The organism is Mycobacterium sp. pUA109 (genome assembly GCF_041287095.1).
Taxonomy (GTDB): Bacteria; Actinomycetota; Actinomycetes; order Mycobacteriales; family Mycobacteriaceae; genus Mycobacterium.
The window spans coordinates 53,562-68,343 of record NZ_JBGGKS010000009.1 but is presented as its reverse complement, the minus strand read 5'-3'; the positions used below and the strand labels follow the sequence as shown (position 1 = coordinate 68,343).

Here is a 14,782-nt window from a genome sequence, read left to right as displayed (position 1 = left end):
TCAGGTCTTCGCGAAACCGGCTTTGTCGAGGATCTTTTGACCCGCGGGGCCGGTCACCAGGTCCACGAACCGCTGCGCAAGCCCGGATTGCGGCGCGTTCTTCAGCACCGCAATAGGGTAGATGTTCACCGCGCCGGCCGCCTCGGGAAACCTGACCGCGGTCACCTTGTCACCGGCGTTGAGCGCGTCGGTGATGTACACCAGCCCGGCGTCGGCCTGCCCGGTGATCACCTTGTTGAGCACGTCGGTGACGTCGGGTTCCTCGCTGACCGGGGCGACCTGCACCCCGGTGCTGTCCTCCACCTTGTGGGTCGCCGACCCGCACGGGACCGGCTGCTGGCACACCACCACGCTCAGGCCCGGCTGGGCCAGGTCGGCGAACGACGCGACCTTTTTCGGGTTGCCCGGGGCGGTGACGATGACCAGGGTGTTCGCGGCGAACGGCACCGCGGCCCCGGTCAGCAGCCCGGCGTGGGCGACCTTATCCATTTGCGCGGTGTTGGCCGAGGCGAACACGTCGGCGGTGGCGCCCTGGGTCAGCTGGGTGGCCAGCTCCGCGGAGCCCGCGAAATTGAATGCGATGCCGGCGCCGGGATTATCGATTTGGAACCGCTCCCCGATCTCGGTGAAGGCCGGCTTCAGCGAGGCCGCCGCGAACACCGTGATCGACGGCGCCGGGGGTTTGGAGCTACAGCCGGTCAACCCGGCCAGCACCGTCGCCAATACGATGGCCACCGCCCACACCCGAGTCATGACGCGAACACTAGCGGGCCTGCCGAGTCGCGGCCGGGTGAGAACGCGCCGAGGCCGGGATGTTCCCAGATCGTTTCGTTCCCGAATTCCCCCGTATAGCTACCGTCCAGTAACATCGACGCGATCAACGCCATCACGCGCTGAAATCCCAGGTACCGGCCCCGCGGTGTGCCACCATCGAAGCGCCGGGCCACCCGTCCGGGGACCGGGTTTCCGCGTTGAACACGAGGAGGTCATGGCGATGGAGGTGCTGGTCACCGGCGGCGACACCGATTTGGGACGCACGATCGCCGAGAACTTCCGCGATGCCGGCCACCAGGTGACGTTGGCCGGCGCCCGCCGCGACGAGCTGGAAGTCGCCGCCAAGGAACTCGACGTCGAGGCGATCACCTGCGACAACACCGACCCGGCCAGCATGGCCGAGGCCCGCGGGCTGTTCCCCCATCACCTCGACGCGATCATCAACGTGCCGGCGCCGCGGTTCGACACCGGCGATCCGCGCACCTACACCCCCGCCGAGCTGGCCGCCGCGTGGCGCAACACCTGGGACGCCGGCATGCTGTCGGCGGTGCTGACCGTGCAGACCGTCGGTGATCACCTGAGATCCGGGGGGTCGATCATTTCCGTGGTGCCGGAGAACCCGCGCGACGGCAGCGCCGACGCCGCGGTCAAGGCCGCCCTGTCGAACTGGACGGCCGGGCAGGCCACCCTGTTCGGCACCCGCGGGATCACCGTCAACGTGGTCGCCGCCGGGCGCGATGTCGAGCCGGGCTACACCGGGCTCACCAGCACCCCGCCACCGGTCGCCGCCGAGGCCGCCCGGCTGGCGCTGTTTTTGACCACACCGGCGGCGCGCCACATCACCGGGCAGACCCTGCACGTCAGCCACGGCGCGCTGACCCAGTTCGCCTGAGATATTCCCGCTTCGCGCCAAGCGTAATCAGCGTCGGCGGAACGCCTTTGGCGACTAGGGTCAATCCGGTGACTACCCGCCTTGGCTTCCAGATCCCCAACTTCTCCTACGGCACCGGGGTTTCCGAGCTGTTCCCCACCGTGATCGCGCAGGCCCAAGAGGCCGAAGCCGCCGGTTTCGACTCGGTCTTCCTGATGGACCACTTCTACCAGCTGCCGCTGCTGGGCTCCCCCGACCAGCCGATGCTCGAGGCGTACACCGCCCTGGGCGCGCTGGCCACCGCGACCAGCACGGTGCAGCTGGGCACCCTGGTCACCGGCAACACCTACCGCAACCCGACCCTGCTGGCCAAGGTGATCACCACCCTGGACGTGGTCAGCGCCGGCCGGGCCATTCTGGGCATCGGCACCGGGTGGTTCGAGCTGGAGCACGACCAGTTGGGCTTCGAGTTCGGCACCTTCACCGACCGGTTCAACCGGCTCGGCGAGGCGCTGCAGATCATCTTGCCGATGATCACCGGTGAGCGGCCCACCTTCTCGGGCCAGTGGTACCGCACCGAGCAGGCCATGGCCGAGCCGCGCTACCGCGACCGCATTCCGCTGCTCATCGGCGGCAGCGGTGAGAAGAAGACCATCCCGCTGGCCGCGCGGCACTTCGACCACCTCAACATCATCGCCGGGTTCGACGAGCTGCCCGGCAAGATCCAGGCGGTGCAGCGCAGCTGCGAGGAGATCGGGCGGGATCCGGCCACCCTGGAAACCAGTGCGTTGATCACCGCGCTGCTCGACGACAACGCCACCGCCGAGCAGGTGCCCGCCGAGTTGACCCAGCGGATGGTGGTCGGCAGCGCCGACGCGATCGCCGAGCAAATCAAGACCAAGGTGCTCGACGCCGGCGTCGGCGGCGTGATCATCAACATGCCGTTCGCCACCCCCGGGGCCATCAGCCAGGCCGGTGCGGCGCTGCGTCCGCTGGTCGACGGATAGGCCAAGTGTGGTTGATCACACAGCAGCCGATGCGGCTGCGATCAATTAGGCCGACTACGGTATTGGTGAACGCAGTCGCCCTCGAGGAGCAACCCAGTCATGAGTGCCCAGCCTGAAGCCACTGCTACACCGCCCACGCAGCGCCACCGGGTCGTCATCATCGGGTCCGGGTTCGGCGGCCTGAACGCGGCCAAGAAGTTCAAGCGCGCCGACGTCGACGTCAAGTTGATCGCCCGCACCACCCATCACCTGTTCCAGCCGCTGCTGTACCAGGTCGCGACCGGGATCATCTCCGAGGGCGAGATCGCCCCGCCGACCCGGCTGGTGCTGCGCAAACAGCGCAACACCCAGGTGCTGCTCGGCGACGTCACCCACATCGACCTGCACGGCAAGGTCGTCCACTCGGAACTGCTGGGCCACACCTACCAGACGCCGTACGACAGCCTGATCGTCGCGGCCGGGGCCGGCCAGTCCTACTTCGGCAACGACCACTTCGCCGAGTGGGCGCCCGGGATGAAATCCATCGACGACGCGCTGGAGCTGCGCGGCCGCATCCTGAGCGCATTCGAGCAGGCCGAGCGGTCCAGCGACCCGGAGCGGCGCAAAAAGCTGCTCACGTTCACCGTGGTGGGGGCCGGGCCCACCGGGGTGGAGATGGCCGGGCAGATCGCCGAGCTGGCCGACTACACCCTCAAGGGCGCGTTCCGGCACATCGACTCCACCAAGGCGCGGGTGATCCTGCTCGACGCCGCCCCCGCGGTGCTGCCGCCGATGGGTGACAAGCTGGGCCGCAAGGCGGCGGCCCGGCTGGAGAAAATGGGGGTCGAGATCCAGCTCGGCGCCATGGTCACCGACGTCGACCGCAACGGGCTGACCGTCAAGGACGCCGACGGCACCCTGCGGCGCATCGAATCGGCCTGCAAGGTCTGGTCGGCGGGGGTGTCGGCCAGCCCGCTGGGCCGCAACCTGGCCGAGCAATGCTCGGTGGAGCTCGACCGGGCCGGCCGGGTCAAGGTGCTGCCCGACCTGTCGCTGCCCGGGCACCCCAACGTGTTCGTGGTCGGCGACATGGCCGCGGTGGAGGGGGTGCCCGGGATGGCCCAGGGCGCCATCCAGGGCGGCAAGTACGCGGCCAACACCATCAAGGCCGAGTTGGCCGGCGCCGACCCGGCCGCCCGGGAGCCGTTCCAATACCTGGACAAGGGGTCGATGGCCACCGTGTCCCGCAACTCCGCGGTGGCCAAGATCGGTCCGCTGGAGTTCAGCGGCTACTTCGCCTGGCTGGCCTGGCTGATGGTGCACCTGGTGTATCTGATCGGGTTCAAGACCAAGTTCACCACCTTGCTGTCGTGGGCGGTGACCTTCATCCGCAACCACCGCGGCCAGCTGACCATCACCGAGCAGCAGGCGTTCGCCCGCACCCGGCTCGAACAGCTGGAGGTGCTGGCCGCCGAGGCCCGCGGCGGTCAGGCCGACAAAGCCGCCAGCTAACCGCGCAGCCGCTGCCCCTGCCAGGTGCGCAGCGCGCCCCCGCCGGCCAGCGCCAGCACCGTCGACCCCGGCCAGGCATCGGCGGTGAATCCGTTGGCGGGATACCGTAATTCGCTGACGCTGGCCCGTGGGGCGGCCAGCGCGTCGTCGGCCACCGAACCCGCGCCCAACTCCACCCGGTGCCGCAGCAGCGGGCTGTCGCCGACGTCGGCGCACAGCGACCCCGACCAGAAGCCGTGCCGCTCACCGCTGCGGCCGATCTGCACCCGCTCCCGCAGCCGGATTCGGGTGTCGGGGTGCAGCTGCAGCGCCACGCTGCACAGGTGCCGCGCGTCGGCGGCGACCACGGTCGGTTCCAGGTCCACGTCCAGTTCCCCGGCCACCTCCAGCCGCCACCGGGCGTGCGAGGTGCGGGTGGCGGCCCCGGGCAGCGCGACCGCGGCCGCCGCGCTGCGCAGCCGCAGCACCGCGCCTTCTTCGACGATCACCTGCACCCCGATGCTGTCCCCGCCCAGCGGGGTGGCCGCCGCCGACACCAGGTGCACGGTGTCGGGTGCGGTCAGCCGGGCCGCGATGCCGCCGCGACAGTCCATGTGCGGCAACCGATCCCGGCGGGCGACCAGGGTGACCCGGGAGTGCATCAAGGGCTAGTGGCCAGCTGGGCGCGCACCCAGGCCAGCACCGGCGTGGCGGCCGGGTCCTCGGTCAGCGACAGGAAGGCGGTGGGCCGGTGCTCGCGCACCGCGGCGGCGTCGCGGGCCATCACGCTCAGGTCCGCACCCACCAGCGGCGCCAGGTCGGTCTTGTTGATCACCAGCAGGTCGGAGAAGGTCACCCCCGGGCCGCCCTTGCGGGGCACCTTGTCGCCGCCGGCCACGTCGATGACGAAGATCTGCACGTCGATCAGCCCCGAGGAGAAGGTGGCGGTCAGGTTGTCGCCGCCGGATTCCACCAGGATCAGGTCCAGCGGGTCGTGGGCGGCGATCAGGTCCTCGATCGCGTCGAGGTTGGCGGTGATGTCGTCGCGGATCGCGGTGTGCGGGCAGCCGCCGGTCTGCACGGCGGTGATCCGGTCGTCGGGCAGCACGGCGTGGCGGCGCAAAAAGTCGGCGTCCTCGGTGGTGTAGATGTCGTTGGTCAACACCGCCAACGCCAGCTCGTCGCGCAGCTGCCGGCACAACGCCGCGACCAGCGCGGTTTTGCCGGAGCCGACCGGGCCGCCGATGCCAATGCGCAGCGGCTCGCCGGGTTGCCGCACCCGGCGCGGCCGGTCGGTGTGGGTGTGGGGTTGGCCGTCGAGGAAATGCGGTGGCATGGCGGACCTTTCAATCGTTACGAAACGAACAGCGGCTGGTCACGGTCGGTGTGTCGTTGGGCCAGCACGTCCAGCAGCGGATCGGACAGGTCGGCGAGCCCGGCGGCGGCCGCGGTGGCGGTGTGCTCGCACAGCCCCGACAGCGTGAACGTCAGCGCCGCCACGTCGGCGGGGTCCAGCGCCAGCAGCCGCTGGGCGGCGGTGGCCGAGCCGGTCATGGTGGTGTACACCACGCTCAGCGCGGTGTGCCGCGGCGGCAACCCGCTGACCGCGCCCACCCGGCCGGCCGCGACCGCCAGGTGCGGGCGGCGGCCCAGCTCGGCCCAGGCCGCCTCGGGCCACACCCGCCGCCCCAGCCGGGCCAGCCCGCGGCCCTGGCTGCGGGACGCCTCCCGTGCGGCCGGCGCCGGGGTGCGGGCATCGGTTTCCTGGTCGGCCCGCTCGACACCGAGGTCGCCGCGGTGCACGGCGGCCGCGATCGACGCGGTGACCAGTCCGTGGGTGCGGATGCGTCGCGCTAAGAACGCCTCCAGGGTCACCAGGTCGGTGACCAGGCCGCTGGTGACCGCCTCTTCCAGGCCGCCGGAGTGCACGTGGCCGCCGGTCGGCAACCGGGAATCGGCCAATGTCAGCAGGGTGGTCAGGTTGGTCATCGGCTCACTCCTCGCCGAACGTGCAACCAGGGCGGCACATCGGCCGAAAACCCGCCGTGGGTGCACGTTCGGCGAACCGTCACGATAACCATCAGAACAGAAAGTAGCGTTGCGCCATCGGCAATTCGGTGGCCGGCTGCTCCGGCCACACCTCCCCGTCGATGCGCACGGTGAAGGTGTCCGGGTCCACCTCGATGCGCGGCATCGCGTCGTTGAGCGGCAGCGCCGCCTTGCCGACGCCGCGCACGTTCGCCACCGGCACCAGCCGGCGGCGCACCGCGAGCCGCTCGGCCAGCCCGGATTCGACGGCCTGCGGCGCGACGAAGTGCACCGCGGTGCCCGCGGCGACCGCCGCGCCGAACATGGGCCGCGGCAGCACCGGCTGCGGGGTGGGGATGGAGGCGTTCGCGTCGCCCATCTGTGCCCAGGCGATCGTCCCGCCCTTGAGCACGGCGTGCGGGCGCACCCCGAAGAACGCCGGCTCCCACAGCACCAGGTCGGCCAGCTTGCCGACCTCCACCGACCCGATCTCGTGGTCCATGCCGTGCGCAATGGCCGGGCAGATGGTGTATTTCGCGATGTAGCGGCGCACCCGGGTGTTGTCGTGGCCGGCCGCGCCGGACGGGTCGCCGGGCAGCGCGCCGCGACGGCGCTTCATCACGTGCGCGGTCTGCCAGGTGCGCAGCACCACCTCACCGACCCGGCCCATCGCCTGCGAGTCGCTGCCGATCATCGAGATCGCGCCCAGGTCGTGCAGCAGGTCTTCGGCGGCGATGGTGGACGGCCGGATCCGGCTCTCGGCGAACGCCAAATCCTCGGGCACCGCCGGGTTGAGGTGGTGGCAGACCATCAACATGTCGAGGTGTTCGGCCAGGGTGTTGACGGTGTGCGGGCGGGTCGGGTTGGTGGAGCTGGGCAACACGTTCGGGTGCGCGGCGACGGTGATGATGTCGGGGGCGTGCCCGCCGCCGGCGCCCTCGGTGTGGTAGGCGTGAATCGATCGGCCGGCGATCGCGCCCAGGGTGTCCTCGACGAACCCGGCCTCGTTGAGGGTGTCGGAATGCAGCGCCACCTGCACCCCGGCGGCGTCGGCGACGCTCAGGCAGGCGTCGATGGCCGCCGGGGTGGCGCCCCAGTCCTCGTGCACCTTGAAACCCGATGCGCCGGCCCGCAATTGCTCCCACAGCGCGTCGGCGTTGACGGTGTTGCCCTTGCCGAGCAGCGCGACGTTCACCGGCCAGCCGTCCAGCGCCTCCAGCATCCGCGCCAGATGCCAGTCCCCGGGCGTCACCGTGGTGGCCTTGGAGCCCTCGGCGGGCCCGGTGCCGCCGCCGATGATGGTGGTGATCCCGGCGCCCAGCGCCTCGGGCAGGATCTGCGGGCAGATCAGGTGCACATGGCAGTCCAGGGCGCCGGCGGTGACGATCCGCCCCTCCCCGCTGAGGATCTCGGTGGACGGCCCGACCACCAGCTCCGGGTGCACCCCGGCCATGGTGTCGGGGTTGCCCGCCTTGCCCAGCGCGACGATGCGGCCGTCACGGATGCCGATGTCGGCCTTGATAATTCCCCAGTAGTCGACGATGACCGCGCCGGTGATCACGGTGTCGGGCGCCCCCTCGGCGCGGGTGGTCCGGGCCTGACCCATCGACTCCCGCAGCACCTTGCCGCCACCGAACACCGCCTCATCCCCGGCGCGTCCCGGTCCCCCGCTGCGGTCCTCGGTGATCTGGATCAGCAGGTCGGTGTCGGCCAGCCGGATCCGGTCACCGGTGGTGGGGCCGAACAGCTGCTCGTAGCGCGCCCGCGACAGCGACGCCATCAGCGGTCCAACCGTCCGGGCGGGGTGCGGCTGAGCCCGGGCACCTCGCGGCGTCCACCCAGCGGCACCACCGAGACCTGCTGGGGCACGCCGGGTTCGAACCGGACCGCGGTGCCCGCCGGGATGTCCAGCCGGTAACCGTGCGCGGCCGCCCGGTCGAACCTCAGCGCCGCGTTGGCCTGCGGCAGATGGAAATGGCTGCCGACCTGCACCGGCCGGTCGCCGGTGTTGACGATCTGCAGCTCTCGCCGCGGCGCTCCCTCGTTGATCGCGATATCGCCGCTGCCGTACAGGATTTCACCGGGGATCACGGTCAGCCGATCGGGTGATGAACGGTGACCAACTTGGTGCCGTCGGGAAACGTGGCCTCCACCTGCACGGCGTCCAGCATCTCCGGCACCCCTTCCATCACGTCGTCGCGGGTCAGCACGTCGCGGCCGCTGACCATCAGATCGGCGACGCTGCGCCCGTCGCGGGCGCCTTCCAGGATGTGATCGGTGATGATCGCGACCGCCTCCGGGTGGTTTAACCGCAACCCCCGGGCCTGGCGTCGGCGAGCCAGTTCGGCGGCATACGAGAGCAGCAGGCGCTCCTGTTCGTGCGGGGTCAGGCGCATATCCTGCGATCCTGCCACGCCCGCGGCCGCCGGCGCGGCGCGGCTCAGCCGGCCGGACGCGGCTCGAGGTTCTGCAGCCGCACCTGGCCGCGGGCGACGATGCGGTCCTGCTCGTCGGTGATGGTGACCAGCCACAGCTGTTGCCGGCGCCCGCGGTGCAGCGGGGTGGAGGCCGCGGTCACCGTGCCGTCCGACACCGCCCGCAGGAAGTCGGTGTTGTTGTTGACGCCGACCACGTTGCCGCCGCCGTTCTGCTCCAGCCACAGGTGCGCCGGCACGCTGGCGATGCTTTCCACGATCGAGCAGTACACGCCGCCGTGCACGAGGCCCATCGGTTGCAGCAGCTTGTCTTGCACCCGCAGCCGCGCCCGGGCGCCGTCCGGGCCGAGTTCGAGGAACTCCAGCCCTAGCAGGTTGTCGAAGGGGTTGTCGACATCCGGTGGGAACACCGAGTTTTGCGAAGATTGCACACGGTTGTGTCTACACCATCGGGCGCCGTCGCAGCGGGCGAGCACCGGGATCCCTCGACGCCCCCGAGAATGCGGTCGGGCCCCGTGAATCACGGGGCCCGACCATCGAGTGGACCGGGGGTCTCTGCAGCCCTCAGGACTCCGGCGCGGTCCGTACTTTGCTCGACCGGATTAGCATAGGCAAGGCTGCCCTAATTTCGCAAGGTGTTGGCGTCGGGCGCGTCGCGCCGACGGGCCGCGGACCGGCACCCCGAAGGCCACCAGCGCGTCGAGCACGGTCTGGCCCCGGTGCGCGCCGGCGATCTCGCTGGTGCCGGCCAGCTGCGGCACCTGGGTCGCGGTCGCCACGATCGCCGATCCGACGGTGTGCCACATCGACGCCACCGACACCGCGCCGCCGCTGACGGCGTGCAGTTGGGCGAACAACGGTTGCAGCGTGCGGTGGCAGCGGTGCGCGGTCCAGGTGGCCAGGGCCTCCTCGCTGGGCAGCCGCACCACCTCGGCGCGGTCGGCGGACCGATCGGCCCGGTAGGGGTCGTCGGGCAGCACCCGCAGCGTCGGGTCCACCACCCCCACCCAGTCGATGACACCGTCGGAGTCCACGTGCACCCACAGGTTTTCCAGGCCGGCGTCCCACGCCCGGCCCTCCAGCACCACCAGCGCGACCACTCGCCCGATCACCGCGTGGGCCAAGGTGGCCGCCAGTTGGTGGGCGGCGGCGCTGCGACTGTCCATCTCCGCGGCGGCGGCGTCGAACATGCGCCGCAGCCGGTCCGTGGTCAGCGCCGACGCCAGCGGCCACCACCGCCGCCGGGACACGTCGGCCAGCACCGCCACACCGTAGACGCGCGGACATTCGGGATACAGCTCACGGAGCCGCCGGCTGGATTCGTGCAGCGGCAACGTGCGGTGGATCACCATTCCGGCGATGAGCGGATCGTCGACCACGATGGTCACGGACACCTCCTTCAAGATAGGTAAGCCTAACCATAGTGGCAGACGTCCGTCGCCGGGGCTGTGACGGCTCTCACACCGTGCCGCGGGTGACCTTCTCAGCTGCGTGTTCACCGGTAAAGGCCGCTGCGCGGGCCGGGCTGGCGCACCGGGGCCCCGCAATGTAGGTACGACGGCCGGTAGTAAGGCGGGGTAGGCTTGCGGTACTGCTCAGGAGATGAACGAAACATGGCGAAGCTGACCCGTCTCGGGGATTTGGAGCGCGCGGTGATGGACCATCTGTGGTCCGCCCCGCAGCCCCAAACGGTTCGCCAGGTGCATGAGGCGCTGTCGGCGCGGCGTGACCTGGCCTACACCACGGTGATGACCGTGCTGCAGCGGCTGGCCCGCAAAAATCTGGTCTCCCAGCTGCGCGACGACCGGGCGCACCGCTACGCCCCGGTGCATGGCCGCGATGAACTGGTCGCCGGGCTGATGGTCGACGCGTTAGATCAGGCCGCCGATTCGGGGAGCCGCCAGGCGGCGCTGGTGCATTTCGTCGAACGCGTCGGGGCCGATGAGGCCGAGGCGCTGCGCCGTGCGCTGGACGAATTGGAAGCCAAACACCGGATGCCTCCGCCTATTGGCGGTCGACCCACCACCTGAGGGAGACTGGCAGCGTGTCCGCGCTGGCCTTCACCATCCTCGCGGTGCTGCTCGTGGGCCCGGTACCGGCGCTGCTCGCCCGGTCCACCTGGCCGTTGCGCGCACCGCGGGCCGCGGTCGTGCTGTGGCAGGCCGTCGCGGTGGCCGCGGTGCTCTCGGCGTTCAGCGCCGGGATCGCGATCGCCAGCCGACTGTTCATGCCCGGCCCGGACGGGCGGCCCACCGCCACCATCCTGGGCGACATCGGCCGGATGGGCTGGCCGCTGTGGGCGCTGTACATGGGGGTGTTCGCGCTGACGCTGCTGGTGGGGGCCCGGCTGGCGGTCGCGGTGCTGCGGGTGGCGATCGCCACCCGGCGCCGGCGGGCCCGGCACCGGATGCTGGTCGATTTGCTCGGTGTCTCCCACGACGCGGTTCCCGCCCACACCAGCGACGTGCGCGTCTTGGAGGTGGCCCAGCCGCTGGCGTACTGCCTGCCCGGGGTGCGCAGCCGGGTGGTGCTCAGCCAGGGGACGCTGAGCAGCCTGTCCCACACCGAAGTCGGCGCCATCCTCACCCACGAGCGGGCCCATCTGCGCGCCCGCCACGACCTGGTGCTGGAGGCGTTCACCGCCGTGCACGCCGCCTTCCCGCGGTTCGTCCGCAGCGCCAGCGCCCTGGACGCGGTGCAGCTGTTGGTGGAGTTGCTGGCCGACGATGCGGCGGTGCGGGTGGCCGGCCCCACTCCCCTGGCCCGGGCGCTGGTGACCTGCGCCGCCGGGCGGACCCCGGCCGGTGCGCTGGCGGTGGGCGGCCCGTCCACCGTGGTGCGGGTGCGTCGGCTGTCCGGGCGCGGCAACAGCCGTGCGGTGTCGGCGGCCGCCTACAGCGCGGCGGCGGCGGTGCTGGTGGTGCCCACCGCGGCGCTGGCGGTACCGTGGCTGATCGAGCTGCACCGGCTGGTCAGCGGGTAGGAAACCCCGAACGGGTCGGCGAACTGCGCTGTGCCACAGTGTTGCTGGAGCACTAACTACAACCCGAGAGGCGAACTATGAGCCCGTCGCACCCGGCCGCCGCTGCCGGAACCGCCCAGATTGGGGTTACCGGCTTGGCCGTGATGGGTTCGAACATCGCGCGCAACTTCGCCCGGCACGGCTACACCGTGGCGCTGCACAACCGGTCGGTCGCCAAAACCGATGCGCTGCTGGCCGAACACGGCGGCGAGGGCAATTTTGTGCGCACCGAAACCATCGCCGAATTCCTTGCCGCGCTGGAAAAGCCGCGCCGGGTGCTGATCATGGTCAAGGCCGGCGAGCCGACCGATGCGGTGATCAACCAGCTCGCCGACGCCATGGACGACGGCGACATCATCATCGACGGCGGCAACGCCCTGTACACCGACACCATTCGGCGGGAAAAGGCGCTGGCCGAGCGCGGGCTGCACTTCGTGGGGGCGGGCATCTCCGGGGGCGAGGAGGGCGCGCTCAACGGGCCGTCGATCATGCCCGGCGGGCCGGCCGCGTCGTACAAGTCGCTGGGCCCGCTGCTGGAGGAGATCTCCGCCCACGTCGACGGGGTGCCGTGCTGCACCCACATCGGTCCGGACGGCTCCGGGCATTTCGTCAAGATGGTGCACAACGGCATCGAGTACTCCGACATGCAGCTCATCGGCGAGGCCTACCAGCTGCTGCGCGACGGGTTGGGGCTGGCCGCGCCGCAGATCGCCGACGTGTTCACCGAGTGGAACCGCGGCGAGTTGGACAGCTACCTGGTCGAGATCACCGCCGAGGTGCTGCGCCAGACCGACGCCAAAACCGGCAAGCCGCTGGTGGATGTGATCCTCGACGAGGCCGAGCAAAAGGGCACCGGCCGCTGGACGGTCAAGTCCGCGCTGGATCTGGGGGTGCCGGTCACCGGGATCGCCGAGGCGGTGTTCGCCCGCGCGCTGTCGGGGTCGGTGGCCCAGCGCAAGGCCACCACCGGCCTGGCGTCGGGCCGGCTCGGGGACACACCCACCGACCCGGACACCTTCACCGCCGACGTGCGCCAAGCCCTGTACGCCTCCAAGATCGTCGCGTATTCGCAGGGCTTCAACCAGATCCAGGCCGGCAGCGCCGAATACGGCTGGAACCTCACCCCCGGCGACCTGGCCACCATCTGGCGCGGCGGCTGCATCATCCGGGCGAAATTCCTCAACCGCATCAAGGACGCCTTCGACGCCGACCCGGACCTGGCCAGCCTGCTGGTCGCCCCCTATTTCCGCAGCGCGGTGGAGTCGGCGATCGACAGCTGGCGCCGGGTGGTCATCACCGCCACCCAGCTGGGCATCCCGATTCCCGGGTTCTCCTCGGCGCTGTCCTACTACGACGCGCTGCGCACCGAACGGCTGCCGGCGGCGCTCACCCAGGCGCAGCGGGACTTCTTCGGCGCACACACCTACGGCCGCATCGACACGCCGGGCAAGTTTCACACGCTGTGGAGTGGGGACCGCAGCGAAGTCCCGGCCTGACCGCATTTGCTAGACCATGCGGTTTTTAGAGGGGCACCGGCCCGCGTACGACCTGACCTACGACGACGTGTTCATCGTCCCCAACCGTTCCGAGGTCGACTCGCGCTTCGACGTGGATCTGTCCACCCGGGACGGCTCGGGCACCACCATCCCGGTGGTGGTCGCCAACATGACCGCGGTGGCCGGGCGGCGGATGGCCGAGACGGTGGCCCGACGCGGCGGTCTGGTGGTGCTGCCGCAAGACCTGCCGATCGCCGCGGTGCAAGAAAGCGTGGAGTTCGTCAAAAGCCGCGACCTGGTCATCGACACCCCGGTGGTGCTCTCCCCCGACGACTCGGTGTCGGCGGCCACCGCCCTGATCCACAAACGCGCGCACGGCGCGGCGGTGGTGGTGGCGGCCGGCCGTCCGATCGGGTTGGTGACCGAGGCGTCCTGCGTCGGGGTGGACCGGTTCGCCCGGGTCCGCGACGTGGCCATCACCGAGTTCGTCACCGCCCCCGCCGACACCGACCCGCGCCAGGTGTTCGACCTGCTCGAACACGCCCCGATCGACGTCGCGGTGCTCACCAGCACCGATCACACCCTGGCCGGGGTCCTGACCCGCACCGGCACCATTCGGGCCGGCATCTACACCCCGGCCACCGACGCGGCGGGCCGGCTGCGGATCGCCGCGGCGGTCGGCATCAGCGGCGATGTGGCCAGCAAGGCCGCCGCGCTGGTCGAGACCGGGGTCGACGTGCTGGTCATCGACACCGCCCACGGCCACCAGCGCAAGGCGTTGGAGGCGATCGCCGCGGTCGCGGCGCTGAACCTGGGGGTGCCGTTGGCGGCGGGCAACGTGGTGTCGGCCGAGGGCACCCGGGATCTGCTCGACGCGGGCGCGACGATCGTCAAGGTGGGCGTCGGCCCCGGGGCCATGTGCACCACCCGGATGATGACCGGCGTCGGCCGGCCGCAGTTGTCCGCGGTGGTCGAATGCGCGGCCGCGGCGCGGCAACGCGGCGGGCACGTGTGGGCCGACGGCGGGGTCCGTCACCCCCGCGATGTGGCGTTGGCGCTGGCCGCCGGCGCGTCCAACGTGATGATCGGTTCGTGGTTTGCCGGCACCTACGAATCCCCCGGCGATCTGATGCGCGACCGCGACGACCAGCCGTATAAGGAGAGCTACGGGATGGCCTCCAAGCGGGCGGTGGTGGCCCGCACCGCCGACGACAGCGCCTATCAGCGGGCCCGCAAGACGTTGTTCGAGGAGGGTATTTCCACGTCGCGGATGGGCCTGGACCCGGACCGCGGCGGGGTCGAGGACCTGCTGGATCACATCACCGCCGGGGTGCGCAGCACCTGCACCTATGTCGGCGCGTCGACGCTGGCCGAGCTGCATGACCGGGCGGTGCTCGGCGTGCAGTCGGCGGCCGGGTTCGCCGAGGGGCATCCACTGCCGTTCGGCTGGTGACGGCGGGCCCGGCCGCGCCGGGACCGGTCGCGGCCCGGCTTCGCTACCATGTCAGTTCAACGCGCAGTTGCGCAGCACCGAGCGAAAGGGAACCCGTGCCGCAGGCACCCGTGGAGGCCGCAGGCTTCCGGGCCGAGCGGTCGGCTGCCGAGGCGACGAGATTGCGTCTAGGGTCGCGACTTTCCGAAAACCACGACCGTAGCCGCAGTCTCACCGTCCGCCGGGT

16 protein-coding genes are annotated in these 14,782 nt (G+C 70.9%); 7 read left to right on the top strand and 9 right to left on the bottom strand.

Annotation, left to right across the window (positions count from 1 at the left end):
• Complete coding sequence (modA, locus tag ACAG26_RS12150) at window positions 1-753, bottom strand: molybdate ABC transporter substrate-binding protein (protein WP_370482494.1); 753 nt, start codon at window positions 751-753, stop codon at window positions 1-3.
• A gap of 235 nt (window positions 754-988) precedes the next feature.
• Between modA and ACAG26_RS12145 the strand changes: the two genes are divergently transcribed.
• The 3 genes from ACAG26_RS12145 (at window position 989) to ACAG26_RS12135 (ending at window position 4,143) form a co-directional block, all read left to right on the top strand.
• Entirely contained in the window at window positions 989-1,666 is a 678-nt protein-coding gene (locus ACAG26_RS12145; protein ID WP_370482493.1) for an SDR family oxidoreductase, read from the top strand.
• 68 nt (window positions 1,667-1,734) lie between these two features.
• Window positions 1,735-2,652, top strand: a complete 918-nt coding sequence (locus ACAG26_RS12140) for an LLM class F420-dependent oxidoreductase (RefSeq protein ID WP_370482491.1) — start codon at window positions 1,735-1,737, stop codon at window positions 2,650-2,652.
• A 99-nt stretch (window positions 2,653-2,751) separates the two neighbouring features.
• Window positions 2,752-4,143 carry an NAD(P)/FAD-dependent oxidoreductase gene (locus ACAG26_RS12135; protein WP_370482489.1) on the top strand — a complete coding sequence of 464 codons (1,392 nt, stop codon included), beginning with the start codon at window positions 2,752-2,754 and terminating at the stop codon, window positions 4,141-4,143.
• On the opposite strand, the gene ACAG26_RS12130 is transcribed toward ACAG26_RS12135, so the two are convergent.
• From ACAG26_RS12130 to ACAG26_RS12095, 8 genes are all read right to left on the bottom strand, one after another.
• Complete coding sequence (locus ACAG26_RS12130) at window positions 4,140-4,784, bottom strand: urease accessory protein UreD (protein ID WP_370482487.1); 645 nt, start codon at window positions 4,782-4,784, stop codon at window positions 4,140-4,142. The two genes, ACAG26_RS12135 and ACAG26_RS12130, sit on opposite strands and share 4 nt — an antisense overlap.
• A complete protein-coding gene (gene ureG / locus ACAG26_RS12125) occupies window positions 4,784-5,458 on the bottom strand; it encodes an urease accessory protein UreG (protein WP_370482485.1) in 675 nt (224 codons plus the stop codon). Before ureG ends, ACAG26_RS12130 begins: the two co-directional genes overlap by 1 nt.
• A gap of 17 nt (window positions 5,459-5,475) precedes the next feature.
• Complete coding sequence (locus tag ACAG26_RS12120) at window positions 5,476-6,111, bottom strand: urease accessory protein UreF (protein WP_370482483.1); 636 nt, start codon at window positions 6,109-6,111, stop codon at window positions 5,476-5,478.
• 91 nt (window positions 6,112-6,202) lie between these two features.
• Entirely contained in the window at window positions 6,203-7,930 is a 1,728-nt protein-coding gene (locus ACAG26_RS12115; protein WP_370482481.1) for an urease subunit alpha, read from the bottom strand.
• Window positions 7,930-8,241 carry an urease subunit beta gene (locus ACAG26_RS12110; RefSeq protein ID WP_370482479.1) on the bottom strand — a complete coding sequence of 104 codons (312 nt, stop codon included), beginning with the start codon at window positions 8,239-8,241 and terminating at the stop codon, window positions 7,930-7,932. The genes ACAG26_RS12115 and ACAG26_RS12110 overlap by 1 nt, the downstream gene beginning before the upstream one ends.
• 2 nt (window positions 8,242-8,243) lie before the next feature.
• Window positions 8,244-8,546 carry an urease subunit gamma gene (locus ACAG26_RS12105; protein ID WP_370482476.1) on the bottom strand — a complete coding sequence of 101 codons (303 nt, stop codon included), beginning with the start codon at window positions 8,544-8,546 and terminating at the stop codon, window positions 8,244-8,246.
• Window positions 8,547-8,590: 44 nt separating this feature from the next.
• The gene (locus tag ACAG26_RS12100) at window positions 8,591-9,016 is read right to left on the bottom strand and encodes a PaaI family thioesterase (protein WP_370482474.1); all 426 of its coding nucleotides are present in this window, start codon (window positions 9,014-9,016) and stop codon (window positions 8,591-8,593) included.
• Window positions 9,017-9,187: 171 nt separating this feature from the next.
• Entirely contained in the window at window positions 9,188-9,973 is a 786-nt protein-coding gene (locus ACAG26_RS12095) for an iron reductase (RefSeq protein ID WP_370482472.1), read from the bottom strand.
• Between the two features lie 225 nt (window positions 9,974-10,198).
• Here ACAG26_RS12095 and ACAG26_RS12090 point away from each other — a divergent pair, with 225 nt between their 5' ends.
• The 4 genes from ACAG26_RS12090 to ACAG26_RS12075 all read left to right on the top strand — a co-directional run bounded on the left by ACAG26_RS12090 (window position 10,199) and on the right by ACAG26_RS12075 (window position 14,556).
• On the top strand, window positions 10,199-10,615 hold the full coding sequence (locus tag ACAG26_RS12090) for a BlaI/MecI/CopY family transcriptional regulator (RefSeq protein ID WP_370482470.1): 417 nt from the start codon (window positions 10,199-10,201) through the stop codon (window positions 10,613-10,615).
• 14 nt (window positions 10,616-10,629) lie between these two features.
• The gene (locus ACAG26_RS12085; protein ID WP_370482468.1) at window positions 10,630-11,568 is read left to right on the top strand and encodes a M56 family metallopeptidase; all 939 of its coding nucleotides are present in this window, start codon (window positions 10,630-10,632) and stop codon (window positions 11,566-11,568) included.
• Between the two features lie 77 nt (window positions 11,569-11,645).
• Window positions 11,646-13,103, top strand: coding sequence for an NADP-dependent phosphogluconate dehydrogenase (gene gndA, locus ACAG26_RS12080; RefSeq protein ID WP_370482465.1), 1,458 nt, complete (start codon window positions 11,646-11,648; stop codon window positions 13,101-13,103).
• Between the two features lie 16 nt (window positions 13,104-13,119).
• Entirely contained in the window at window positions 13,120-14,556 is a 1,437-nt protein-coding gene (locus ACAG26_RS12075; protein WP_370482461.1) for a GuaB1 family IMP dehydrogenase-related protein, read from the top strand.
• Window positions 14,557-14,782: the final 226 nt, after the last annotated feature.